The organism is Streptococcus sp. HF-100, assembly GCF_015594635.1.
Taxonomy (GTDB): Bacteria; Bacillota; Bacilli; order Lactobacillales; family Streptococcaceae; genus Streptococcus; species Streptococcus vaginalis.
Genome location: NZ_JADNQV010000005.1, coordinates 101,043 through 124,422, shown reverse-complemented (window position 1 = coordinate 124,422; position 23,380 = coordinate 101,043). Strand labels below are relative to the sequence as shown.

At 37.2% G+C, this 23,380-nt stretch carries 25 protein-coding genes and 1 pseudogene; 11 read left to right on the top strand and 15 right to left on the bottom strand.

What is annotated here, in order from left to right; all coding sequences use genetic code 11:
* Window positions 1-155: 155 nt before the first annotated feature.
* Entirely contained in the window at window positions 156-929 is a 774-nt protein-coding gene (locus IYQ23_RS06260; RefSeq protein ID WP_195674402.1) for a Cof-type HAD-IIB family hydrolase, read from the bottom strand.
* Window positions 930-946: 17 nt separating this feature from the next.
* Entirely contained in the window at window positions 947-1,828 is an 882-nt protein-coding gene (locus tag IYQ23_RS06255; RefSeq protein ID WP_195674401.1) for a helix-turn-helix domain-containing protein, read from the bottom strand.
* A gap of 535 nt (window positions 1,829-2,363) precedes the next feature.
* Here IYQ23_RS06255 and IYQ23_RS06250 point away from each other — a divergent pair.
* The 3 genes and pseudogenes from IYQ23_RS06250 to IYQ23_RS06240 form a co-directional block, all read left to right on the top strand.
* Window positions 2,364-3,122 carry a DUF6261 family protein gene (locus IYQ23_RS06250; RefSeq protein WP_195674400.1) on the top strand — a complete coding sequence of 253 codons (759 nt, stop codon included), beginning with the start codon at window positions 2,364-2,366 and terminating at the stop codon, window positions 3,120-3,122.
* Between the two features lie 91 nt (window positions 3,123-3,213).
* Window positions 3,214-3,606, top strand: a complete 393-nt coding sequence (locus IYQ23_RS06245; RefSeq protein ID WP_195674399.1) for a hypothetical protein — start codon at window positions 3,214-3,216, stop codon at window positions 3,604-3,606.
* A gap of 158 nt (window positions 3,607-3,764) precedes the next feature.
* A pseudogene (locus IYQ23_RS06240) lies at window positions 3,765-4,046 on the top strand (VTC domain-containing protein); the annotation flags it as partial.
* Between the two features lie 410 nt (window positions 4,047-4,456).
* Here the strand turns inward: IYQ23_RS06240 and IYQ23_RS06235 are convergent.
* The 3 genes from IYQ23_RS06235 to IYQ23_RS06225 are packed head-to-tail and all read right to left on the bottom strand — an operon-like array spanning window position 4,457 to window position 6,392.
* Window positions 4,457-5,074 (bottom strand): HAD family hydrolase, encoded by a 618-nt coding sequence (locus IYQ23_RS06235; protein ID WP_195674398.1) that lies wholly within the window; start codon window positions 5,072-5,074, stop codon window positions 4,457-4,459.
* Window positions 5,075-5,083: 9 nt separating this feature from the next.
* Entirely contained in the window at window positions 5,084-6,079 is a 996-nt protein-coding gene (locus IYQ23_RS06230) for a DUF4097 family beta strand repeat-containing protein (protein ID WP_195674397.1), read from the bottom strand.
* A complete protein-coding gene (locus IYQ23_RS06225) occupies window positions 6,066-6,392 on the bottom strand; it encodes a PadR family transcriptional regulator (protein WP_195674396.1) in 327 nt (108 codons plus the stop codon). Before IYQ23_RS06225 ends, IYQ23_RS06230 begins: the two co-directional genes overlap by 14 nt.
* A 303-nt stretch (window positions 6,393-6,695) precedes the next feature.
* Here IYQ23_RS06225 and IYQ23_RS06220 point away from each other — a divergent pair, with 303 nt between their 5' ends.
* From IYQ23_RS06220 to dltD, 5 genes are read left to right on the top strand one after another with little or no spacing between them, the layout of a single operon-like run.
* The gene (locus IYQ23_RS06220; protein WP_021002226.1) at window positions 6,696-6,827 is read left to right on the top strand and encodes a teichoic acid D-Ala incorporation-associated protein DltX; all 132 of its coding nucleotides are present in this window, start codon (window positions 6,696-6,698) and stop codon (window positions 6,825-6,827) included.
* Between the two features lie 33 nt (window positions 6,828-6,860).
* Window positions 6,861-8,387, top strand: coding sequence for a D-alanine--poly(phosphoribitol) ligase subunit DltA (gene dltA / locus IYQ23_RS06215; RefSeq protein WP_229311955.1), 1,527 nt, complete (start codon window positions 6,861-6,863; stop codon window positions 8,385-8,387).
* Window positions 8,384-9,628, top strand: coding sequence for a D-alanyl-lipoteichoic acid biosynthesis protein DltB (gene dltB / locus IYQ23_RS06210; protein WP_195674394.1), 1,245 nt, complete (start codon window positions 8,384-8,386; stop codon window positions 9,626-9,628). The genes dltA and dltB overlap by 4 nt, the downstream gene beginning before the upstream one ends.
* A gap of 15 nt (window positions 9,629-9,643) precedes the next feature.
* Window positions 9,644-9,883 (top strand): D-alanine--poly(phosphoribitol) ligase subunit DltC, encoded by a 240-nt coding sequence (dltC, locus tag IYQ23_RS06205; protein ID WP_003026725.1) that lies wholly within the window; start codon window positions 9,644-9,646, stop codon window positions 9,881-9,883.
* The gene (dltD, locus tag IYQ23_RS06200; RefSeq protein WP_037606334.1) at window positions 9,876-11,144 is read left to right on the top strand and encodes a D-alanyl-lipoteichoic acid biosynthesis protein DltD; all 1,269 of its coding nucleotides are present in this window, start codon (window positions 9,876-9,878) and stop codon (window positions 11,142-11,144) included. The genes dltC and dltD overlap by 8 nt, the downstream gene beginning before the upstream one ends.
* Before the next feature lie 128 nt (window positions 11,145-11,272).
* Here dltD and IYQ23_RS06195 read toward each other — a convergent pair whose 3' ends face one another.
* The gene (locus tag IYQ23_RS06195) at window positions 11,273-12,097 is read right to left on the bottom strand and encodes a Cof-type HAD-IIB family hydrolase (RefSeq protein WP_021002223.1); all 825 of its coding nucleotides are present in this window, start codon (window positions 12,095-12,097) and stop codon (window positions 11,273-11,275) included.
* Between the two features lie 252 nt (window positions 12,098-12,349).
* On the opposite strand from IYQ23_RS06195, the gene IYQ23_RS06190 reads away from it, so the two are divergent.
* A complete protein-coding gene (locus tag IYQ23_RS06190; RefSeq protein ID WP_037613090.1) occupies window positions 12,350-12,934 on the top strand; it encodes a DNA-3-methyladenine glycosylase in 585 nt (194 codons plus the stop codon).
* 66 nt (window positions 12,935-13,000) lie between these two features.
* Here the strand turns inward: IYQ23_RS06190 and IYQ23_RS06185 are convergent, their stop codons facing one another.
* Together IYQ23_RS06185 and IYQ23_RS06180 are read right to left on the bottom strand one after the other, a co-directional pair.
* Complete coding sequence (locus IYQ23_RS06185; protein ID WP_195674393.1) at window positions 13,001-14,170, bottom strand: CynX/NimT family MFS transporter; 1,170 nt, start codon at window positions 14,168-14,170, stop codon at window positions 13,001-13,003.
* Window positions 14,171-14,234: 64 nt separating this feature from the next.
* Window positions 14,235-14,756 carry a TetR/AcrR family transcriptional regulator gene (locus tag IYQ23_RS06180; RefSeq protein ID WP_195674425.1) on the bottom strand — a complete coding sequence of 174 codons (522 nt, stop codon included), beginning with the start codon at window positions 14,754-14,756 and terminating at the stop codon, window positions 14,235-14,237.
* Between the two features lie 170 nt (window positions 14,757-14,926).
* Between IYQ23_RS06180 and IYQ23_RS06175 the strand changes: the two genes are divergently transcribed.
* Together IYQ23_RS06175 and IYQ23_RS06170 are read left to right on the top strand one after the other, a co-directional pair.
* A complete protein-coding gene (locus tag IYQ23_RS06175) occupies window positions 14,927-15,790 on the top strand; it encodes a cation diffusion facilitator family transporter (RefSeq protein WP_022526088.1) in 864 nt (287 codons plus the stop codon).
* Between the two features lie 416 nt (window positions 15,791-16,206).
* Window positions 16,207-17,919, top strand: a complete 1,713-nt coding sequence (locus tag IYQ23_RS06170) for a hypothetical protein (RefSeq protein WP_324253122.1) — start codon at window positions 16,207-16,209, stop codon at window positions 17,917-17,919.
* A gap of 275 nt (window positions 17,920-18,194) precedes the next feature.
* On the opposite strand, the gene IYQ23_RS06165 is transcribed toward IYQ23_RS06170, so the two are convergent.
* From IYQ23_RS06165 to IYQ23_RS06135, 7 genes are all read right to left on the bottom strand, one after another.
* Window positions 18,195-19,460 carry a tyrosine-type recombinase/integrase gene (locus tag IYQ23_RS06165; protein WP_195674392.1) on the bottom strand — a complete coding sequence of 422 codons (1,266 nt, stop codon included), beginning with the start codon at window positions 19,458-19,460 and terminating at the stop codon, window positions 18,195-18,197.
* An 87-nt stretch (window positions 19,461-19,547) separates the two neighbouring features.
* On the bottom strand, window positions 19,548-19,799 hold the full coding sequence (locus tag IYQ23_RS06160; RefSeq protein WP_195674391.1) for a MerR family transcriptional regulator: 252 nt from the start codon (window positions 19,797-19,799) through the stop codon (window positions 19,548-19,550).
* On the bottom strand, window positions 19,771-20,400 hold the full coding sequence (locus IYQ23_RS06155) for a replication protein (RefSeq protein WP_195674390.1): 630 nt from the start codon (window positions 20,398-20,400) through the stop codon (window positions 19,771-19,773). Before IYQ23_RS06155 ends, IYQ23_RS06160 begins: the two co-directional genes overlap by 29 nt.
* Before the next feature lie 142 nt (window positions 20,401-20,542).
* The gene (locus tag IYQ23_RS06150) at window positions 20,543-21,142 is read right to left on the bottom strand and encodes a hypothetical protein (RefSeq protein ID WP_195674389.1); all 600 of its coding nucleotides are present in this window, start codon (window positions 21,140-21,142) and stop codon (window positions 20,543-20,545) included.
* Between the two features lie 3 nt (window positions 21,143-21,145).
* Complete coding sequence (locus IYQ23_RS06145; RefSeq protein WP_195674388.1) at window positions 21,146-22,234, bottom strand: cell division protein FtsK; 1,089 nt, start codon at window positions 22,232-22,234, stop codon at window positions 21,146-21,148.
* Complete coding sequence (locus IYQ23_RS06140; RefSeq protein WP_195674423.1) at window positions 22,234-22,548, bottom strand: hypothetical protein; 315 nt, start codon at window positions 22,546-22,548, stop codon at window positions 22,234-22,236. The genes IYQ23_RS06145 and IYQ23_RS06140 overlap by 1 nt, the downstream gene beginning before the upstream one ends.
* A gap of 260 nt (window positions 22,549-22,808) precedes the next feature.
* Window positions 22,809-23,240 carry a sigma-70 family RNA polymerase sigma factor gene (locus IYQ23_RS06135; RefSeq protein WP_195674387.1) on the bottom strand — a complete coding sequence of 144 codons (432 nt, stop codon included), beginning with the start codon at window positions 23,238-23,240 and terminating at the stop codon, window positions 22,809-22,811.
* Between the last annotated feature and the right edge of the window lie 140 nt (window positions 23,241-23,380).

Genomic DNA, 23,380 nt, shown 5'->3' with positions numbered 1-23,380 from the left:
GGGACACTAACATAATCACCCACAGGAAAATGAAATCGGGGAAGATGATGTATAAACAGTGTTCCAGACTCGTTTATTTCTAGAATGAAATTCAACCTGCGGGGTGGATGACAACATCGTTTTTTTACGAAATATCGATGTTTGTCCCACCCTTTTTAAATCAAACCGAAATGGGCAAGGGCATGTGGAATGCCATTTTCATCATTAGAGCGCGTGATGAAAGTGGCTGCTTCTTTGACGGCTGTTTGGCTATTGCCCATTGCAATTGAATAATCCACTCTTTCAAACATTGATAGGTCATTGAGTCCGTCTCCGAATGCGTAAGTTGGTGCTTCGTCTGCTAATAAGGTCAGTAGGTGCTGAATTCCAGAGCCTTTATTACAACCGTTCGGCGTGATGTCTATCGAGTAAGGGCTGTTACGGAAAAAGTGCAGTTCAGGGACTTCTGTTTGGTACTGAGTGTCTTTTTCGGGATCTTCACTAAAAATGAGCAACATCTGACAAGGCTGGTTTTGGTAAATGGTCGGTCCAACTTGGGGCAGGTCTTGATGGAAATAACGGAAATTCTGCTGAACAGTTGAACTGAGTGCTGTCACACGCATTTCTCCTTGTGAATAAAAACCGAGGCCGTGCTTATTTTCTTTTGCCAATTGCAGGAGTTTGAGAATGCTGGTTTGTGCAATCCGTCCTTCAAACAGGAATTGCCTCTCATGGAGAATTTCCATTCCGTTTAGCAAAATGGCAGAATGAATCCCAGCGTCTTCCAGAACTGTCCCCATTTCTCCGCGCCCGCGCCCCGTACAGATAATAGGCAGAAAGCCGTTGGCTCGTAGTTGAGCAATGGCTGTTTTGTTGTCTGCTGGGACTTGTCCTTGGCTATCAACCAAGGTGCCGTCAATATCAAAAAATACAAATCCGTTGTAAGTCATTTGCTTCTCTGTCTCCTTTAAGGTGCTGAAGTTCCACGTGAAACATGAGAGAAAGGGGAAGTACGATGCTGTTTGACTTCTTCTTTCAAGTTTTCGAGCAAGGTCATTTCTTCTGTCAGCTCAAGCAACTGGAGCCCCTTCTGGATAAGGGCGTCGTCTCCTTGGCAAATACCCAGGCGAACCTGAGCAAAGCCGAGCTTGTCGTATCGTTTTGTTTGCTTGGCGAGCGGTAAGATCATCTCGGTGATACGCTGGCAATCGTCAAGGCGGTTATTGTAAAGGTAGATGGTCGAAAGGTTGGCTAAAATGGAGAATTGCGTACTGTGAATTTCTTTGTAATGCTTATACTTGTTGAGACTGGCTAAGATTTTTTCCGTTATATTTTGAATGGTTTCTAGTGGGAAGAAGTAAAGAATAACACTTAGTAAATTTAAGTCACTTTCATAAAAAGTATCTCGTTTTTCTAAATCTGTCCATAACTGTTGGGCTAAAACTTGTGCTTGACTACTGATTTTATTTTTTCTAATTTCAATTAGTATATTTGCCATACGCAAAATATTGCTAATGGGAATATCATGATGAGCTTTCAAGTAGTCTTCACACTGTTTGGTTAAATCCAATAATTGTTCTGTTTCAACGACAGACAAATAATTTTTAAATTGTAAGATGATCTTCATTCTGTGATTTGAATGATAATAATCACAAATATATTCAAATTCCCCAAAGCTCATGTCAATCTGGTGGAGCAGAAATTCCATGGTTTCATAGCTGGGAACGGATTGGTTGCTTTCAAACTTGGAAAGATTGGAGCGAGAAATCCAATCTCCGCAAATCTCTTGCTGGGTGATTCCCTTTGCTTTTCGAATCGTCTTGTAAACTGTGCCAATATCCCAACGCATAGGCGACTCCTTGTGTAAAATATGAAATGTGAAAATAGTGGGCATTTTGTGAATGCCTTTTCATCATATTATATCATATAGATGAAAGGAGAAAAAGTGATGAAGAAAAATACCTTTTCTGCTTCTGCGTTCCATTAAGGACTGTGTGTTCAAACTGTTTCGAAAGTGGTTAATCCTCTTTTTCAGAAAATTTCCTATAATTTCCCATTCATGTTATACTAAATGAGATGATTTTTCATTCGTCCGAGGGTCGGACGACTTGCCTTAAAACAGGTTTGCTTTGTCCGAGGGTCGGACGGCTTGCCTTGAAACAGGTTTGCTTCGTCCGAGGGTCAGACGGCTTGCCTTGAAACAGGTTTGCTTCGTCCGAGGGTCAGACGGCTTGCCTTGAAACAGGTTTGCTTCGTCCGAGGGTCAGACGGTTTGCCTTGAAACAAGTTTGCTTCGTCCGAGCCTCGGACAGGATAAAGAAAAGTCATTCATCTTATCTGAGGGTCAGATAAGAAAAAATATTTTTTAATAAGGAAAGGATTTTATGCCAAAAGGAAAGTTAGTTAATGTTCAGGTGAGCAGTCTCCGTCATGCGGAATTCACGCAGTTTATCACTCGTTTTTTAGACGATGTGGAGAAAGAAGCGCTCGACTTTAAAAATGAGGATGTCATTACCGCTCTCGTCAAGAAGATAAAAGCAGCCTTGCCTGCTTATCAAGCCTCTCTCGGTCAGATTCGGGCGAGTGAAAAGTCAGCTTCGATTAGTGCGGCTGACGAATTGCGCGACGCTGATTTGCAAGCTCTTCGCGATGCGCTGAAACCTTATCGGGCAGCCAAGCGGGAAGAGGAAAAGGCAGCTTATGCCAGCTTGAAACGCTTGTTTGACCAATACAAAGACGCTCATCAGAAGCATTACGAGGAAGAAACAGCCCTCATTGTCAGCTTACTGGACAAGCTAAAAACAGCCCCATATAAGGAGCAAGTGGGGACTTTAGCGCTTGGGAAATTCGTTGAAAATCTGACCGAAAGCCACTCGACTTTTGAACAACTTTTTGCTTCTCGCTCCCAAGAGAAATTGCAAAAAGTGAGCTATGATGTCAAGCGATTGCGCAAAGAAGTGGCGACGCCTTACCAACAGTTGGCGGACTATGTAGTGATTTTGCACCAAGTCAAAGACGATAGCTTTTATGCGACCTTCCTTTCCGTGCTCAACAACAGCCGCAAGCACTATGCGGATGTCCTTGCCCGTCGCAAGGGCAAAGAGCCTAAAGCAGAAGCAGGAAAAGTAGCAGAAATCAACTAACATTTCTCCTTCATCTTACTTGAAGTTTGTCTATCAGAGTGGTAGGATAAAGGCGAAGAGGAACGAGCAGAAAATTAGAAAGTGTGATGGGATGATAAGATTTCATTTTAATAACGAATTTTGGTTTCGGTGGCGGTTTTATCTGTTGAGCATGATGATATTCTTTTCCTTGGTTGTTGAACCTTATCCGAAATTAGACGTGTTCAATGTGATTTATTTTGCTGTGTTGGGAACATTTTTGCTCTTGCAGATCTTTGTGCCAGAGTGTTCGCATAAGCGGTCCTATCCAGTAGACAGCTATCACTTTAACTGGGAATTTTATAATGAAACTTCCTTGTATCTGATGATTTATTTTTCGCGTTCCCTCTACTCTGGTCCGAGAAGCAGCCATGATGTGTTGTACTGGATTTTTCTGGTAGCAGCTATTCTGATTATTTTCAGTTTTCTTATCAAAAAAGAAAAAGAAGAGAAGAGTGAAGAATAAGATTGCGCTAGCTTCTGTTTTCTATTTCATTCTACAGACATCTATTAAACACCTCCATAAAATAGGGGTGTTTTGTTTTCTTTAAGTTTTCTTTAGCTTTCTTTTAAGGATTTACCCGTAAACTACGTAGATAAAGAACGACAAAGGAGAGCAATCTCATGGCTAAAAAAACATTTAAAGATAAATTTCAACGGATAGAAACTAAGTACGTCATCTCAAAGGAAACGTTGGCAGATTTGCTACAGGAGTTTGAAGCGTATATGGCAGAAGATGAGCATGCCTATTCAACGATTGGCAACCTCTACTATGATACGTCAACCTATCAGATGATTCGGGAGTCTTTGGAGAAACCTTATTTCAAGGAAAAATTGCGCGTGCGCACCTATGATGCCAGTCCTCAGGCTGATAGCCAAGTCTTTTTAGAAATCAAGAAAAAAGTGTGTAATGGCAAAGGTAGCAATTCTGGTGGACGGTGATGATAGACAAAAGAGGCTGGGAGAACCCAACCTCTTTCGTTTGACCTTTGCTTAATCGTCAAGGTGTGATAGTGTTTTAATCGCTAACCATTGTGATAGGATTAAAACTAAGAAAAATATATGAAATAATAAATCACGTATAATTGGCATATTTCTACAAATAAATAAAGAAATGAAAGGGGAACAAACAAACCAAATAGCTTGAAAAATAACAATCTTTTTTTCATGTTTAGTAACCTCACTTTTTCCTTTTTCAACCTAAATGTATCACAAAAATAAGAAAAAACAAGTCTATTTTAAAGGAAAATTTATGATATAATAAAGTTGATAACGTTAAAAAAACTAGAGCGAAACAACTCTAGTTTTTTGCATGCTCAGCCTAAAATCTCTAGAATCTCTGTCAAATTATCAATAGTCCAATCTGGTGTTTCTGCTGGATTCGTTATGTGGTTCAAGTGGCTAAATCCCTGTCGGATCCAAATGGTTTGCATTCCAAGTTGTTTAGCCGGAAGAATATCATTGTCCAAACGGTCGCCAATCATCACAGCGTGTTCAGCCAAACAGTTCGCTTGTTGGAAAGCTAACTCAAAAATAGCGAAATCGGGTTTTGCCAAGCCAACATCGGCAGAGGAAATCACCAGATTAATCCAAGAATCAATACCAAATGTTCTCAATCTTGCCAGTAAATTCGGCAATTGATTAGCAATAATCCCAATCTTGTAGTGTTGGTGGAGAGTTTTCAGCGCTTGCTTGCAGTCAGGATACAGCACCTCTAAATCAGACCTCCAAGACGGACGCTTCAGACCATAATGCTTCAGCGCTTCCGCATCGCCCTTTTTATTTTCCTTAAAATAGTGCATCATAGTTTGATAAAATGCTACATAAGAAATATTAGTATCTGCAATAGCCTGTTCAATCCGATCTTGGTAGGCTTTTTCTTCATTTACCAAAGTTGATCCAACATCAAAGAATAACCAATCAATCTGTTTCATGCTGAACCTCTAATAAAGATTGATGTCTCCACTGACAGCTTGGATAGCAAGAGAATTTGTAGAAGTTGATACTTTATGACGGATTGTGTTGCCAATGATTTGGTGGCTTGGCTGGAGCTGATCAGAAATAGAAATGTCTCCGTGCACCGTTTCAATATCATAGCTAAAATCATGGTGCAACAAATGAAGCGTAACATCTCCGCTAGTTGTTTGAATGAAAGTCTTACCAGCAATTTCTAAAGAATGCGTATCGAAATCCCCTGACACAAGAGACAGCTTACAATCCGTCAATTTGACATGCGCTAGATGAATATCGCCACTGATAAGGGTAACATTAGTCTGTTGCAAATGACAATGCCGCATAGTCAGATCGCCACTTGAAAGCTCAATCGTTCCTTTTTGTGTTTGAAGATGAGAGACAGCTACATCGCCAGAAGTTGCTTGAAGTGAGAATGATTGAAGAATCTTGCCATTCGGGATTTGAATGCAAATGGGATGATTATCAAAACCGTTTTTCATGACGTTAATAATCCAGTCCAAACCGCTGTAATGCGTGTTGCCTTTTTCTGTAATGTGCCACTTTTCGTTTTGAACAGTAGAAATGATTTGATTGTTGCCTTTTCCATTATAGTATTTGATGTGGAAAAAATCATCAGGTGAAGGCTCAATCAGAATATCTTGCGTGGTGACATCAATATGCAATTCAGAGATTGTTGCATAGTCTTCAAAGATATAAGCATTGTCGGTATATGATTGGTGATTGTGTGCAGATGACTGGTGTTGAGGACGAGTTGACGTTTCTTCTGCTTGATTTGCTGAAAGTGAGCGAATAATCTCTTCTGCTGCGTCTTTGGGATCTCCCAACTCCTCAATGACTTGTGCTTCATTTTCAGATCCGGCTTCTTCAAAGTATTCCGTAAAATAATCCATTGCTTCTTTATAATCTGCTTCTGGCAATGTTTTTAAGTAGTTCTCTAATGCGGCTAAATAGTCAGTTTTTGTCATGGCGAATGCTCCCTTCTATGATACCGTTGACTGTCGCTGTATATAACTCCCACTCCCTTTTAAGGGTGTTTAACTGCTTTCGTCCCTCTGGAGTAAGGGAGTAATACTTCCGTTTTCGACCTTGATATTCTTGCGAGTAAGTTGTTAAGTAACGATTCTTTTCTAACTTTTTTAAAATAGGATATAAGGTTGATTCCTTGATATTGGCAATCAATTTAATCGTTTGGCTAATCTCATAGCCATAGGAATCTTCACTTTCCAAAATCGCTAGAATGAGAAATTCAATTAGGGTAGAAGATGTTGGAAAATACATGAGCCACCTCCTATGTATAATATTTTTATATATAATTTTTCTATACATAGTATAGTGCTTTTCACTTTCAAAGTCAAGAAAATATATAAAATTTTTATATATTTTTAAAATGTAAGTCTAAAACTATTTTCTTTTCTAGTTTTTTGAGACAGCACATCTGTGATTTCCCTAGGTTTGTTGTAAATAAACCTTAATTCTAGCTTAATTCCTCAATTAAAGAATGTTTTGTATTGAAAAATAGCGTTAGAAAATGGTAAAATATATTAAGTCTTATCTAGAAGTAAGACAAAAGTGATGAATATGATGAAAAAACATAAAATAATTTTTAAATTTCTTGGACAGACGCTGCTTTATTTTGTGATATTTCTAGCGTTGCTTTATTTCTTTAATTATCTTGGTCAAGGCCAAGGTGGTTTTATCTATAATGAATTTTAGGAGCAGACTGTGACCAATTCAGTAATTAACGACATGATTGAAACGATTGAGTATTTTGCTCAGTCTCAACCAGATTTTCCAGTTTACAATGTTCTCGGAGAAGTTCATACTTATCATGATTTGAAAGTGAACTCGGATTCGCTCGCTGCAAAGATTGACAGCCTTGCGCTTCCTGAGAAATCACCAGTAGTAGTTTTTGGTGGACAAGAATACGACATGTTGGCGACTTTTGTAGCCTTAACGAAGTCAGGGCATGCCTATATCCCGATTGATAGTCATTCCGCCCTTGAACGTGTGACAGCAATTGTGGAAGTGGCACAACCTAGTCTCATCATTGCAATCAATGACTTTCCGCTGAAAGATGTGAACATACCAATTTTTGACTTGGCAGCAGTTCAAACTGCTTTTGCAGCCAAACATCCTTACGAAATTGTACACCCTGTTAAAGGCGATGATAATTACTATATCATTTTCACCTCAGGAACGACTGGAAAGCCGAAAGGAGTACAAATCTCGCACGATAATTTGCTCAGTTTTACCAACTGGATGATTACAGATAAGGAATTTGCGACTCCAATTCGTCCGCAAATGTTGGCGCAGCCACCTTATTCTTTTGACTTATCGGTTATGTACTGGGCGCCAACCTTGGCACTTGGAGGAACACTTTTTGCAGTTCCGTCTGCCATTACGCAAGATTTCAAGCAGCTGTTTGAGACTATTTTGAACTTGCCAATCGCTATTTGGACATCAACACCGTCTTTTGCAGATATGGCGATGCTGTCTGAGGATTTCAATGCTGAAAAAATGCCAGGCATTACGCATTTCTACTTTGACGGAGAAGAATTGACGGTTAAAACAGCTCAAAAATTGCGTGATCGTTTTCCAAATGCACGTATTATTAATGCTTACGGTCCGACAGAAGCAACTGTGGCTCTATCTGCTGTTGCTATAACGGATGACATGCTGACAAATATGAAACGCTTGCCGATTGGCTATACCAAAGCGGATTCTCCAACTTTTGTGATTGATGAAGACGGAAACAAACTGCCGAATGATGAGCAAGGAGAAATCATTATATCTGGACCAGCTGTATCAAAAGGCTATATGAACAATCCAGAGAAAACAGCCGAAGCATTTTTTGAGTTTGAAGGGTTACCAGCTTATCATACAGGTGATGTTGGTACTATGACAGATGAAGGTTTACTGCTTTATGGCGGTCGTATGGATTTCCAAATCAAGTTCAACGGTTTTCGTATTGAACTAGAAGATGTTTCCCAAAACCTGAATAAGTCTAAATACATTGACTCAGCTGTGGCTGTACCGCGTTACAATAAAGACCATAAAGTACAAAACCTTCTAGCCTATGTCATCTTGAAGGACGGAGTTAAGGAACAATTTGAGCGTGAGATTGACATCACCAAAGCTATCAAGGAAGATTTGCAAGATATTATGATGTCTTATATGATGCCTTCCAAATTCCTTTATCGGGATTCCTTGCCATTGACACCAAATGGTAAGATTGATATTAAAGGTTTGATTAGCGAGGTCAACAACCGATGATGGATTTCATAAGACAGCTTCCTCACTTGGAACCGTACGGGGATCCGCAGTATTTTGTTTATATCATTTTAGCCGTTTTGCCAATCTTTGTTGGTTTATTCTTCAAAAAAAGATTTCCCATTTACGAAGCTCTGGTCAGCTTTGCTTTTATCATTTTTATGCTGACTGGACCAAAGTTAACGCAAATTTATGCGCTACTGTTTTATGTTCTTTGGCAAATGCTTTGGGTTTGGACTTATAAAATTTATCGAAAAACGGGAGATAGCAAATGGATTTTCTATTTGCACATTGCTTTGTCTATCCTACCGCTTTTCTTTGTAAAGGTAACGCCAGCTATTTATGGTCATCAATCACTCTTGGGCTTTTTAGGAATTTCCTACTTAACTTTCCGTTCAGTAGGAATGATTATTGAGCTGCGGGATGGTGTTCTAAAAGACTTTAGCTTATGGGAATTTCTACGTTTCATGCTCTTTATGCCAACTTTTTCAAGTGGGCCGATTGATCGTTTTAAGCGGTTCAATCAAGATTATGAAAATATCCCTGAGCGTGATGAACTGCTAGATATGTTGGAGCAATCCGTTCAATACATAATGCTTGGTTTCTTATACAAGTTTATTCTTGCACATATTTTAGGCTCAATGATTTTGCCTCCTCTCAAGCAATATGCAGTGCAAATGGGTGGTATCTTCAACCTGCCAACTCTAGGAGTGATGTATGTATTTGGATTGGATTTATTTTTTGACTTTGCGGGTTATTCCATGTTTGCCCTTGCCATTTCCAATCTAATGGGAATTAAAAGTCCGATTAACTTTAACAAACCATTTATCTCTCATGATTTGAAAGAGTTTTGGAATCGTTGGCATATGAGCCTGTCATTCTGGTTTCGTGATTTTGTATTTATGCGGCTAGTCACAGTACTTATCCGAAACAAAGTTTTTAAAAATCGGAATACCACTTCAAGTGTCGCTTATATCATCAATATGTTGGTCATGGGCTTTTGGCACGGAGTCACTTGGTATTATATTGCTTATGGACTTTTTCATGGTCTAGGACTCGTTATCAATGACGCTTGGGTGCGGAAGAAAAAGACCATCAATAAAGAGCGGAAAAAGAAGAATTTGCCACCATTACCAGATAACAAATGGACACAAGCAGTGGGGATGTTTATCACCTTTAATGTTGTAATGTTTTCATTCTTAATCTTCTCAGGATTTTTGAATGACTTATGGTTTAAAAAATAAAAAAGGAGTTCTCTAATGGACGTAAAAGCAGAAGTATTAGAAATTATTGATGATTTATTTATGGAAGATGTATCAGACATGATGGACGAAGATTTGTTTGATGCAGGAGTTCTGGACAGTATGGGAACGGTTGAATTGATTGTTGAATTAGAAAACCGTTTTGACATTCATGTTCCCGTCTCAGAATTTGGTCGTGATGATTGGAATACTGCTAATAAAATTATTGAAGGCGTAACGGAGCTTCGTAATGCTTAAACGATTGTGGCTCATTTTAGGCCCAGTTTTCTGCGCCCTTTTGATGGTGGTGGCTTTACTATTTTTCTACCCAACCAAGCAACAACATGATTACCAAGCTGAAAAGCGCTCGGCTGTTACTTTGACGGCGGGAAGTTTCAAGGGAAGAACGCAAAAAGTACGTGCTTTGACAGATAAGAAGCACCGCTTTGTTCCTTACTTTGGTTCAAGTGAATGGCTGCGCTTTGACAGCATGCATCCTGCGGTTTTGTCAGAAAAATATAAGCGTAATTATCGTCCGTATTTTTTAGGACAACGAGGAGCCGCATCTCTTACGCAATATTTTGGCATGCAGCAAATGCTTCCGCAGTTAAAAAATAAGCCAGCTGTCTATGTTGTCTCTCCTCAATGGTTTACTAAAAAAGGCTACAGTCCAGCAGCATTTCAACAATATTTCAATAGTGACCAATTGACTAGTTTCTTGCGCCAGCAAGAAGGAGACATTGATGCTCAATATGCGGCGAAGCGCCTCCTGCAACTGTATCCTACGGTGGCTATGAAAGACAATGTAAAAAAAATAGCTAATCATCAGAAACTGTCAAACTTTGACAAACAGTACGTCCGTCTTATCAGCCGTTTAAATAAACGTGAGGATTCCCTTTTCAGTTCTCTTTTTGCCGAACGTAATGAGAATTATGAAAAATTGGTACAGCCTCAAATTAAGCGTTTGCCAGATAAATTTTCTTATCAGAATTTGGAAGAATTTGCGACAAAAGATGCTCAAAGAAACACGACTAATAATGATTTAGGAATTGATAATAAATTTTATAAGCATCGCTTGCGGAAACGTATTAAAAAGTTTAAAGGAAAGCAAGCAAAGTTTTCTTATACCAAATCTCCCGAGTATAACGATTTACAACTTGTTTTGAAGCAATTTGCCAAGTCAAAAACGAATCCAATTTTTGTTATTCCTCCTGTCAATGCGAAGTGGATGGCCTATACTGGTTTGAGTCAAGAAAAATACCAACAAGCAGTGAAGAAAATTCGTTATCAGTTGGAAAGTCAAGGTTTTACCAATATCGCGGACTTTTCAAACGATGGTGGGAAGCCCTACTTTATGCAAGATACCATTCACATGGGCTGGCTTGGCTGGTTGGCGTTTGATAAGACTGTCAATCCTTTTATTTCCAATCCCAAGCCTGCTCCGACTTACCAGATGAATGATCGATTCTTCAGCAAAGAATGGGCAAATTATGACGGAGCAATTGAGAATTTTAAATAAGAAAAATAAAACACGAACACAAATTAACTAGTTGGTTGCTAGTTTGCTTGTCCGTGTTTTTTTATATGGGGAACTAGAGAATTTTATGAATCTGTCAGCTTTTCTATTGTATTTTGGCAAGATAGCTGTTAATCCAAGACGTATTGCTCAATTGCTTGAGCGACACCATGATTATTATTGGTGTGGGTAACGGCTGCAACTTGCTCTTTGACTGCTTTAGGAGCATTTCCCATAGCCACCCCTAATCCGGCCAATTTCAGCATGGGGAGGTCGTTGAAGTTATCACCAATTGCCATGACTTGCTGGAGAGAAATGTGATAAAAATGAGCAATCTCTTGAAGAGCATTTTCCTTAGAAACCTGTTTAGCTGTAACTTCTAGATAATTCTCTTTTGAAAGATAAAAGGCTGTTTTAGGAAAATTTGTGTTTTGCAGATAGTCGTGAAGATTTTGAATGGTGGCTGCTTCACCTATCAGAAGAAGTTTGTGAATAGAAGCACGATCTTCTACAACAGAGACTAGAGATTGAAGGATGGGATTTTCACCGGTAATATCTGCTTCCTCCTGAACCCATTTGTCAATCTGTTCAGCAAACCAATCCTTTCCTGAATAGAGATTGATAGCTACAGCTGGAAACTTCTCTTGGACGAACTCTAGCAGACAACGAACTTCTTTTTTATCCAAAGCGTGTTCCATTAAAACCTCATAATTCTGAGGATTTCCTTTGATGACAAGAGCGCCATTGTAGCAAGCCAATGGATTGTCAATGAGACCAAGCTGCTGTGCGATTGGCTCCATGCCAAGTGGTGAACGTGCGGATGCCAACACAAAAGGAATTCCTTTTTCTTGCAAAAGAGGAAGCTGTATTTTTAGCTGATAATCAACTTGGTGTTGGTCATTTAAAATAGTACCGTCAATATCGCTTATGACAAGGCGGATAGGTCGTTTGTTCATAAAATTTTGTCCTTATAAGCATGATATCATTGTGGGTTGATAACCAGAATGTTCATTTTTCTTCTTTGTTATTATTTTAACATAAAAAAGATTTTTTGAAAGCGGTTTAGCTATTTTCTATTAAGACAAATTTAAGCAAAACAAGGTATATTATAACTAATCCTAAAAAACTTTTTTCATCATAATCTCCTAAACAAAAAAGCAGTCTTTCTCGATTGCTTTTTTGTATGGAATTCATGTTATAATGAAATCATGTTATCAAAAGAATTTAAACACATCATGCAGACAGATACAGTCGCAACGGCTAAGTCCTTGTTAGGTATGCAATTGTGCTTAGACGGACAAGTGTTGGGACGAATTGTTGAGACAGAAGCCTATTTGGGAGCTAAAGATAGTGCTTGTCATAGTGCGCATGGTAAACGAACACCGAAAAACGAGTCTATGTATTTATCTGCTGGACACTGGTATGTCTATCAAATCTACGGGCATCAAATGCTGAATTTAGTCACAAGAGCTGAGAATGTCGCAGAAGCTGTCTTGATTCGAGCCTTGGAATTACCAGACGGTACATTGCTTGCCAACGGCCCAGGAAAATTAACTAAATTTGCAGGGATTACCAAGGAATTTGATGGTCAAGGTTTGACTACTTCAAGATTGCAATTGGTAGAAAATGCTGTCCCGCTTCAAATTGGCTTGCGCTCTCGAATTGGCGTGACTTGCACAGATGAATGGCGAGCTGCGCCTCTAGGCTTTTATGTTATGGGCAATCGGCACGTTTCTAAAATTTCGAAGGTAGGTTTATTGCCAGATGCTAAGACATGGAAAATAGATAATTAAAAAAACAGAGTGGAGAAAAGAACCCAACAACTGAAAAAGGTTCACTCTCCATTCTGTTTTTGATTTTTATAAAATTTTATCAGATTTTTCTACATAAAAGAGGGCAATAATCATAATGATTGTAAGAATGAGCAAGACACATACAGCAGGTAGCCAAGAATGGAAGAAATCGGCACTATAACCAAATAGAGCTGGTCCAAAAGCAGCTAGTAAATAACCACCTGTTTGTGCTAAGCCAGATAGTTGAGCAGTTTGTTCAGGGCTACTCGTTTTTGTTGAAAAAGTAACCATAAGATATGGGAAAAGAGCACTCACAGCTGACCCAATGAAAATATTTGCAATGATCCAATAAAAGAAATCATTCGTTTGAATTAAGAGCATGCTAATACCAAGGACACCCGCAGCAGAGATAATTGCTAACATTATCATACGATGACGAGGAGACAGCCGTGTTGTCAAGCTAGGAATGGTCATTGAAAAAGGTAGGCTAATCAAGTTAAAGACAGAGGCTAGAACTCCAGCAGAAGCATTTGAAATGCCAGCTTGCGTTGCCATAGTTGGTAGCCAGGTTAGGCAAGTATAAAAAAGCAATGATTGCAAGCCACCAAAAATAATAATAGCCCAAACTTTTTTATTTTTCCAAATGGTGTTGCCTTGACTTGATTTGTCTTTGCTGACTAAGTAGTGATTATAGGAAGTATTTGGCAACCAAACTAAAAATGCTAAAAGACAGATGGCTGTCAGACAAAGTACCAACCCTTTCCATGAGCTGGCTTCTGCTATGGGCACAGCAATAGAGGAAGCGATAGCTGTTGATAATCCCATAGAAGTGACATACATCGTTGTCAATAGCCCGATCCGATGCGGTTGGTTGGCTTGGATGACACTTGGAAGTAAAACATTAAGTACTGCAATGGAAACTCCAATGAGAATCGTCCCCACGTAAAGAAGTGGTAGATTAAAAATCCGAATGAAGGATCCAATGGTAAGCAGAGCAAGGACGAGAGTAAAAATCCGTTCGAGCCCAATTTTGCTCGCTAAACGCGCCGAAAATGAAGAGCAGAGAGCAAACATGATTAAGGGCAGACTGGTCAAAAGACCAAGGGAACTAACTGAAACATGAAGTCCATTGGCAATGTCTGTTAAGACAGTTGGAAGCGTTGTAAAGGGCGTCCGCAAAGCGACACCCACCATGATAATTCCTGGTAATAAAAAGATAGAATGTTGTTTTTTCATAAATTCTCCTAGAAAGGTTCTTAAAAAATTATACCATAGAGATAGCCAAAATTATAGTCCTATATTAGTGCATTAGCTCAAGATAGTAGGCTGTAATAGTGGCTTCATCGATTTTATTTCGTTGTCCCAACCACCAAGTAACCGTTTCGATAAAAGTTGTCGTGACATAATTTTTTAAAAATGGTTCTGGTAGCTCAGACTTTTGTGCCAATAGCTTTTCACGAATGAGAGGAAAAAGATAATGCTCTAGTTCTAATTTTAAACGATTGATAAAATAAATATTTTTAGACAATAATAAAGTGGCTATTTTATCTTGGTTTTTCCTGAAATGGTAAAAAATATGAGCTGTTGCGTCAAAAAGTTCGCTTGCTTGGTAGCGCTCAACAAACGTATGCTGGAACAAATCTTGGCACATTTCTTCAAGTAGTGCCTCTTTTGTCTCAAAATGAGCATAGAAAGTCGACCGACCGACATCTGCAAGGTCAATGATTTCTTGAACTGTGAGGGACTCATAGCTTTTTTGATTCAAAAGAGTGAGAAAAGCCTGATAAATGGCTGTGCGTGATTTTTTAACTCGTCTATCCATCATTTCCGAACAAATCTCCTTAAATGTACACTATCAAACGAAGCATTAGATTTGTTTCTTGTTTCCTCCGTTAAAATAGTAGATAATATAATTGAACAAAGTGTTTTGTTTTGAATACATTATACAATAAATAAAATCAAATCTCAATGTGCGATTAGAAGGAGACAATAATGAAATCAAGCAAAAATGTCTGGATTGCATTTCTATTAAACTTTTCTTTTGCAGTTATTGAATTTATCTTTGGAGTTCTGTTTAACTCTAGTGCTGTACTGGCAGATGCGGTGCATGATACGGGTGATGCCCTAGCGATTGGTTTATCAGCATTTTTTGAAAAAATTTCCAATAGACGAGGTGATAGAAACTATACATTAGGCTATAAACGGTATAGTTTGCTGGGAGCTATGTTGACTTCTACCATTTTAATAGTGGGTTCTATTCTCATTCTGGTTGAAAATGTACCCAAATTGTTTGCGCCTGAACGGGTAAATTACGACGGTATGCTTATCTTGGGAATTTTTGCAATTGTAATCAACTTTGCAGCCAGCAGGGTGGTTAGTCATGGACGGACGCACAATGAATCCATTCTGAGTCTGCATTTCTTAGAAGATATTTTAGGCTGGTTGGCTGTGATCTTTGTATCCTTCATTCTTCGTTTTACAAACTGGTATTTCCTTGACCCATTGCTTTCACTCATCATTTCAACCTTTATCTTGAGTAAAGCACTACCAAAGTTTTGGGAAAATGTTCAAATCTTTCTTGATCACGTACCGAGCGATGTAAATCTGAATGACCTTTATGTAGAAATTCAAACAATCGAGAATATCCAGACAATCACTCAGTTAAATGTTTGGACAACCGACGGACTAGAAAAATTTGCGATGATTCATATTTGCATGAAACATCCCGAACAGCAAGCAGAAACTCAGCAGCTCATTCGCCAACATCTCAAAATGTATGGAATTACAAAAGTCACCATTCAAGCAGATGAAAGTTTAGATGAGCACGAAGAATGCTGTATTGGTGAGCAACAGTGAGGGGCAAAGAGTTTAAGACAGATGTTTTAAACTCTTTATTTCTATGTTTTCTTTTTAATGATTGTTGAAAATTCTACTTTCATAAAATGGTTGATTATTTTAGGTAATCATTGTATTATTCAATTAGATATAGTATACTTCATTTTAAAAACAGGAGGTATCTGTCATGAAAAAATCAATTAAATAAAACAAAGAAGTTATTGGAGGATAGCATGGAAACAAAAGCATGGCTATTATAGTAGATGGACAGAAAATACTTTTGTAAGTCCTTTGTATGCATGCTATAGCACTTGTAATACAAGCAAAGAATATAGACATACTTAGTTTATTGAGTAATGGATTATACTGTGGTGTACTTAAAAGTCGATTTATAATCAACTTTTAGTTTTTATATGATAATTTGGAGGTAAATTATAGTGTTTGATAGGAACAAAACAAATCACCTGACGGGTCTGCTTCTGATATTTCTGTGTTCTATCCTTATCTTATTACCTCAATTTTTTTCAGGTAACTTAATTTTAGGTTCGGATTCCATCTTTCACTTTAACCGATTTTATGATACAGCTGAACAAATTAAGAATGTCAATTTTAACTATCATATCTCTCTATATGGTTTTCAGCAGTCTGGACGGATAGTTAATGCCCTTTATGGTCCTTTTATAGCTTATTTTCATGGCTTCTTGGTTCTAATCAGTAAGAATTGGTTTATCTATCAGGTCTTATCCAATATTGTATTATTCAATCTAGCTGGCTTGTCTATGTATGTGTTTTTTATTAAAAGTAAAATGGAGCAGAAGTACGCTGTCCTTGGCGCTTTGCTCTATATCTCTAGCTACTCTATTCAATATTGGACAATTCGGCAAGGATTTACCAGTTGGGGTGCAGCTTTAATGCCCTTAGCTTTGAGTATCTTATTTGAACTAAAGGATACGAAACAGGTACCAAAATATACCTTAGGCATTTATACAGCTTTGATGGTTCAGACACATATGCTATCTTCCGTATTATTAGTGCTGATTTACTTACCATTCTTTGCTTTAGCATTTTTTCAACATCCTAAAAAGTTGGTTTTCATAAAAAGATTATTTGTTGAAATAGGGATTTTCTTTGGGTTGACAATGAATATCTGGTCTAGTTATTTTTACCTTTTAACTGGTAATCAACTCATAAGTCCTAAAATAAATACATCTATGAACCTCAATACCATTAACCAAAATAGTTATTATTGGTTGATGAATCCAGTAACGCTGATTCCCATTTTTCTCCTTATCTATTTCTTTTTCTTCAGAAAATGGAAAGACTTAGATAGTGGAATGAAGACATGGTTTTGGGTCATGAATGCTTTCTTGTTCTTAACAACTAGCATTTTCCCTTGGAACGATTTAATTGAGAGGAGAAATCCAGTTGCTCAACTAATCCAATATCCTTTTCGCTTCTTCGTTCCTGTAACCATTATTCTTATCTATTTAGCCCTAAAGTTTATCTCAACCAGTCTACCTTTTCAAAAAACAAGGAAGAAAATATTCTTATCTATTTTAGTAGTAAGCCTTATTCAGCCTACTGTTCTGATTGCGACGGCAGTTCTGGATTGGAATTCATCAGATAACTTTTTGCGTAATCAGTATAAAGTAGTTTTTACTGGAGATTCCGATACTATTAAAAGTTCTTTCTATGATGTAGATAAGCAAAAAGCATTAGAATTAGTTGCCAAAGGAACGCCTGACTATCTGCCCTCTTATGGACAATTGGCTGAACAATCCAGTTCTTATTACGATGCCTACCTCACCAAGGTCATCCAAAATCAAGGCTTTAAAAAGACAAGAAAAAAGAGTGGATTGACTTTAGAGTGGCAGGGGGATTCCACTTCTTTTAGAGAGTTACCTATAATAGTTTACAAGAATACTATCATTACATTTAACGGGCAGCAGTTGAATAATGACCTCTTAAATTTAAGTGCTATCGGAACTCCCACTTTCCAGCAACTTCCAAATGCTAAAAATAGTGTCACCATTTCCTATAAAATGGAAGCAACAGAGAAGGTTATGATAATTTTCTCAGAACTAGCTTGGCTTATTATTCTTATAGTTGTTTTACTTAAGTCTGTTTTTAGCAATAAGGGCAAGAAATAAAGGAACAAAGAATAAATCAAAAACAGTAAATTGTTTTAAGAGTTGTAAGATATAGATGCTTACATTGTATGCAAACTGTGAGATATGATAGATAGGTTACACTAAAACAGCCCGCTTAGTAAGGACAAAAAAGCCTAGAAACGTTGGTTTCATAGGCTTTTTTAATCTCAATTATTTCACCTCTGTAAGGATTAAGTATTTCATGTAAAAACCTTATTAAATCAAGGTTTATTCGCCTTTTAAATAAAAAGGTAGTGATGAAGGTAGTGATAAACTTAAGTAGTCAATTCTTCCATTTTACTTAGGAAAATATCAACTGCTTCAAACTTCTTCTTGGGTGCTAATTCAGCATAAGTATCCATTGTTGTGGTGATTGACTTATGTCCCATTCTCGCTTGGAGTTCTTTCCAGTTGGCGCCAGCATTTAGCATCATAGAAGCGTGTGTATGCCTAAATAAATGAAAACCATAGTCAGGTAACCCTAAAGCAGATAAACGCTTCTTAAGTGTTGCACGTTCGTTCCTATCACACATATAATTACCATATATAGTTGGAAAAATAAGTGTCGATTTTGGTAGACCATGTTTTTCAAAATACATGGTCATTTCATTATGAAAGTTTTTAAGCTCCTCAATAATGGATGCTGGCACGGCAACTCTACGATTTCCAGAATCCGTTTTTGGTGCTTGTTTACAAACCACTTCTCCTTTAATGCCTAATTTACTATTCGCACTCTTCCACATTAGTGTTTTATTGACAATGATTTCATTAGTATCAAAATCAAGATCGGATATCTCTAAAGCAAGTAGCTCATTGATACGCAATGCAGAAGCTAGAAGAGTATTGCAAATAACTTTAAAGCGTCTATTTGCTCTTGTATTTTGTAAAGTATCAAGATAAGACAGCCAACTTTTAAGCTCATTATCATGGAGTACCATAATACGCTCTTTGTTTGCCTTAGGCTTTGGTGGAATCTTGATTGTTTTGGCTGGATTTGTAGTTAAACCGCAATTTGTAATCCCAAAATCGAAAATATCACTAAGTTTGTGAGCCATAGCTCCAAAGTCTTTAGCGCTACCTTTTTTAGCACGTTTAACACCAGAATCGACAGATTTTTTTGCTTTTCTAGCTAACTTGTTTACCCAAAGTTGAACATCTGAAGGTTCAATCTGCTCTGGTTTGTAATCTCCAAATTGTGGAATAATGTAAGTATCAAGGTAACCTCTGACACGATTGATTGTATTTTGAGATGATACCCACGTTTTGAAATTACTAAACCAAACTTCAACAAGACTTTCAAAGTTATCAATTTGAATGGTTTCTTTTATAGTAGACCCAGATTTTTCAAATTGAATCTTAGCTTCAACAATTTTTCTATCTAAACTTTTTAATGTTTTAACAGTGATAGTTTTGGTAATGCGTTTTCCTGTCTTTACATCAGTTCCAATGTAAACACCTTTGATTGAATAACTGATATCGCCATTTTTTTTGGTAGTTTTAGTAACTTTTCTACCGTTATATTGTATAATTTCTTTGTACATACAGCCTCGTAGATTCGGATATGAAAAAGGCTAGAATAGTACCCTCACAATCTTTATTTGATAATTCTATTCTAGCACATTTTAAAGTTAAATAGTTAAAAATTCAATAACGTCTTCCATTTTGTAATAAACAGTACGTGTTCCCTCAATTGGTGGTTCAAGACGTTTTAGTCCTTTCATTTCCCAAGATTTTAAGGTGTTAGGGGAAATTTGTAAAACTTTAAGAAGTTCTTTTTGAGTCACAATACCATAATTATTACTCTTTTTTAATTCTTGTTGAATAATACCAATGAGTATATTTAATAGTTCTTCAATTTGGTTTAATTTCATCGTGTCCATAGGCTGTTCCTTCCTGTGCTTTAATAACTTTTTCTAGTCGTTTCAGATTGTGCCGACGTGAATCTAGATAACGAGCAAAAAAGTAAGTTCGTTCAATGATTAGTCCTAATAGAGCTGTATTGTTGTCTCGTGCATACCAGACCAACTCTTCAAACTCTGTGAAATCATTTTGTTCAATCGTATCAATGACCTCGGTTGTAAAATCATCAGAATTTTGTTGCACTAGAAATTTATCTAGTTCAAATCCACATCCGCTTTCAATGTCATCAATATCATAAGGAGTTTTATCAGGATTTTCTGCATGTATAAAATAGTCGTACATCCCTTTGGGTGACATTACGGGTTCAACGTGAGCAGGACCGTTTAATTTTTCTTTAATAAGTTCTGATACTTGAGAGTAACTTTTGAGAGAATCGAAATAGAATGCTCCGTGCTTATGTGCCTTCTTGATTTCTCCTGTATTTTTGTTTACATCCTTATCATGCCACGGCGATAATACAAAGGGAACGTGAATTTCTTCAAGGACATCTAAGTAATTGTTTGGTGCACTTTCTTTATAGAAAATGAAAGCCCATTTATTAGAACGTTGTTCTTTTGCCATAAGTAAATACCTTTCTTTGAAGTTTGCGATTATTGATTATTGATTTTATGGGGGGTCGTAGTCCCCCCATAAAATCCTAGGGTATTGAATGGTGCTGTCTGGCTTTCACTTCGTGAGCCACAGCACCATTCCTTCTATCCATTTATTTTCGTTTAGTACCGATAAAATACATCCATTTCCCATTTCTTTCAGGGCGAGAAAAATAGTAATCAAGATTCCGATTCGAAATGTCTTCACTGATATGTGTTTCCATTTCTTTTAGAATTTTGGTAGCCTGCTGGGTTTTAGGAACTCGAATTAGCAAAACAGCTTTATCTTCTCGAATGTCTACAATCGCTTTATGAACCGCCTTGTTAAAATGTTTATTGATAGGGTTATAACGTGTCACTTGTATCTGTTCAACTGTAGTTACTGTTTCTGAATGTTCATTTTGATTCAGAAACATACGGACAGCAACGGTTTGTTTAATGGATTTCCACAAATTTACTAGATTATCTTGTTTTAGTCGTAAGTAAATCTCATAATAAGCCAGTGCTAGGCAAAGTGAAGTTGCGACGATGGAAACATATAAACTGATGGTATAAATCATGATTACAAACTGATATAAGAAAGTCAGATAAGTAATATCTTTCAAACTATTAATACTAACACTTAGTAAGATTGAACAAACTGTACCGAGAAATCCAATGACGAATAACAGGGTACATGTATTAAAAATCTTTTGATAGTAAGTTTTTTTCATTGGCTACAAAATACCTTTCTTTGTATAATACGTAGGACATAGTAGAGGTAAGACTTGATAAGGATGTTCATTGTCAATAATTTGAACAAGACCACAGCCTTTGCCATTTGGAATTACAATCCCTTCGGGGTCAAGGTCTGGGAACAGGAATTGAGTTGTTCGCTTGTTGATGTTTCCAATCTGGATGAGAACATTCAGTTGCTCACGTACAGATACAGGAACAGTTTGGTGGTCAAATCGTTGACTTACAAGTAATAAGTGTACTTTGGTAGCACGTCCGAGTAAGGCGATTTGAGATAGCAAGGAGAAAAAGGATTCCTTAATGTTTTTGTTGACACCTTCTGATAAAGCCAATACTTCATCAATAACAATTGTTAAATGTTTGAATTCATGACGGGGATTATCAAATAGAATTGCTTGACGCTTGTGGATGATATCTAGGCAATCACTGAGATTTTCATTGATTTCAGAGACAAAATCCGACTTAGACCGATTTTGTTTAGGGTGAATAACAGGGATTCGATTTTCTCGTGCCCATCGTGATGGAGTATCAAATTTGGGGTCTACAATAATCAAATCGGAAATATTCTTCAGAATGCTAAGTAGATAAGTGAGAGCATAGCTTTTACCACTACCTGAATTTCCTGCGATAGCAATAGAAGTAACCTTGTCATAATCTACCACTAGATTCTTCATTAAAGGAATTTGATTTTCTTTTACAGTGCTTGTAAATTGGTCAAGGTCTGAGATGATAAGACGTTCAGAGATTCCCTTTTTCCACGGGAAGAACAAACCACGCTGAACATGAATATCATTTGTTTTCAATGCCACAAAGTAAGCTGAGTTTTGCTTCAGTAGTGTATATTGTGGATATAACGAAGCATTTGCGATTAAGAAAATCTTCTGGTATAGTTCATCATCTATGATAAATCCAGATGGGAGACGTGGGATGAAGATAAAACCATCATCTAGTACACTGATATTAAAAGAGTTGGTATAAGATGTTTCACCCTGCAATACAGAGCCTAAAGCCATGTTTAGACTCTGCAACAGGTATTGTTCCAACTCTTGCTTGGCAAGAAATTGAACCATTATTTGACCTCCTTCAATCCATCTGCTTTGAAGTAAACATTATAATTGACTTCGCAAGCCATCAAGTTTTCAAAAGAGACAAGTGATAAATAGTCAGGAAGAGAAGGTTCGTCAGGAAATTTCACCTGAAATGGTGGAAGACCTTTTTGACCAAACCATGTTTTATAAGCGATGATTTCACCTGTTGGTTTACCGTCCTCAAAGCGTTGTTGTGGTTCAAGTTCATCACTAAGTAAATAGATGGGGGCTTGTAAATCAATATATTGTTCTGCTGTTTGATTTGAGTAACCGCCTTTGCGATATTGTGTTTTCATTTTCATTTCGAAATACCTCTTGTTTTCTATTTTTGTTTTGTAGTGTTGAGACATGCTCGGTTTGAGGTCATGAGCTGGACTTAAATTTTTTCCTCCTTATCTATTAGGAGATTAGGAGATACAAATTCGGAGAAATTTAGGAAAATAATTTAAAAATTTTAAATTATTTTCATCTCCTATATTTAAGGAGATTGAGGAAGTAAAATTCGGAATAATTTTCAAAAAAAAACTGATAATCAGATTGATTACCAGTTTAAAGATTAGCTATAATCTTTTACAAGTTGTTGCAATGTCTTTTGGTGTTTTTTGAATCGAGCTGTTACAGTTTTATCGCTAAGCCCTGTCATTGTTGCTAATTTAGTTGAAGACATAGGCTTATCAGCCAATTTGTTAATCATAATAATTTGGTCTTCTTCTGTCAGACTTTTAATGAAATTGAGAACACTATCGAATAGTTCATTAGTTAGATAGGCTTCTTCACCAGATGGTGAATTTCCCTTAGTTACTTCATATCTATCTGTTTCACGCCCATCAAGAGAAATGTTTTCATCAAGACTTCCAAGATTATGATAGCGATTTCTACGATTTGCATTAGCAAATGCTTTGTTTTCATTACGTAGTAATTTATCCCAACGCTCTAATTCTTTTTTATCCTCTGGAGTGAGTCGATTGTTGAAAGTGTTAATTGCCATTGTAGCCTCTTTCCAAGTCCATATTTAGGACGGAAAGAAACTGTTATGAACCATACTGAATACCGAACAGATGTAAAAAGGCACACCAAAGAAACGGATAAACAGAGATATGTATAACTTGACTGTCATTGTCAGAGTTG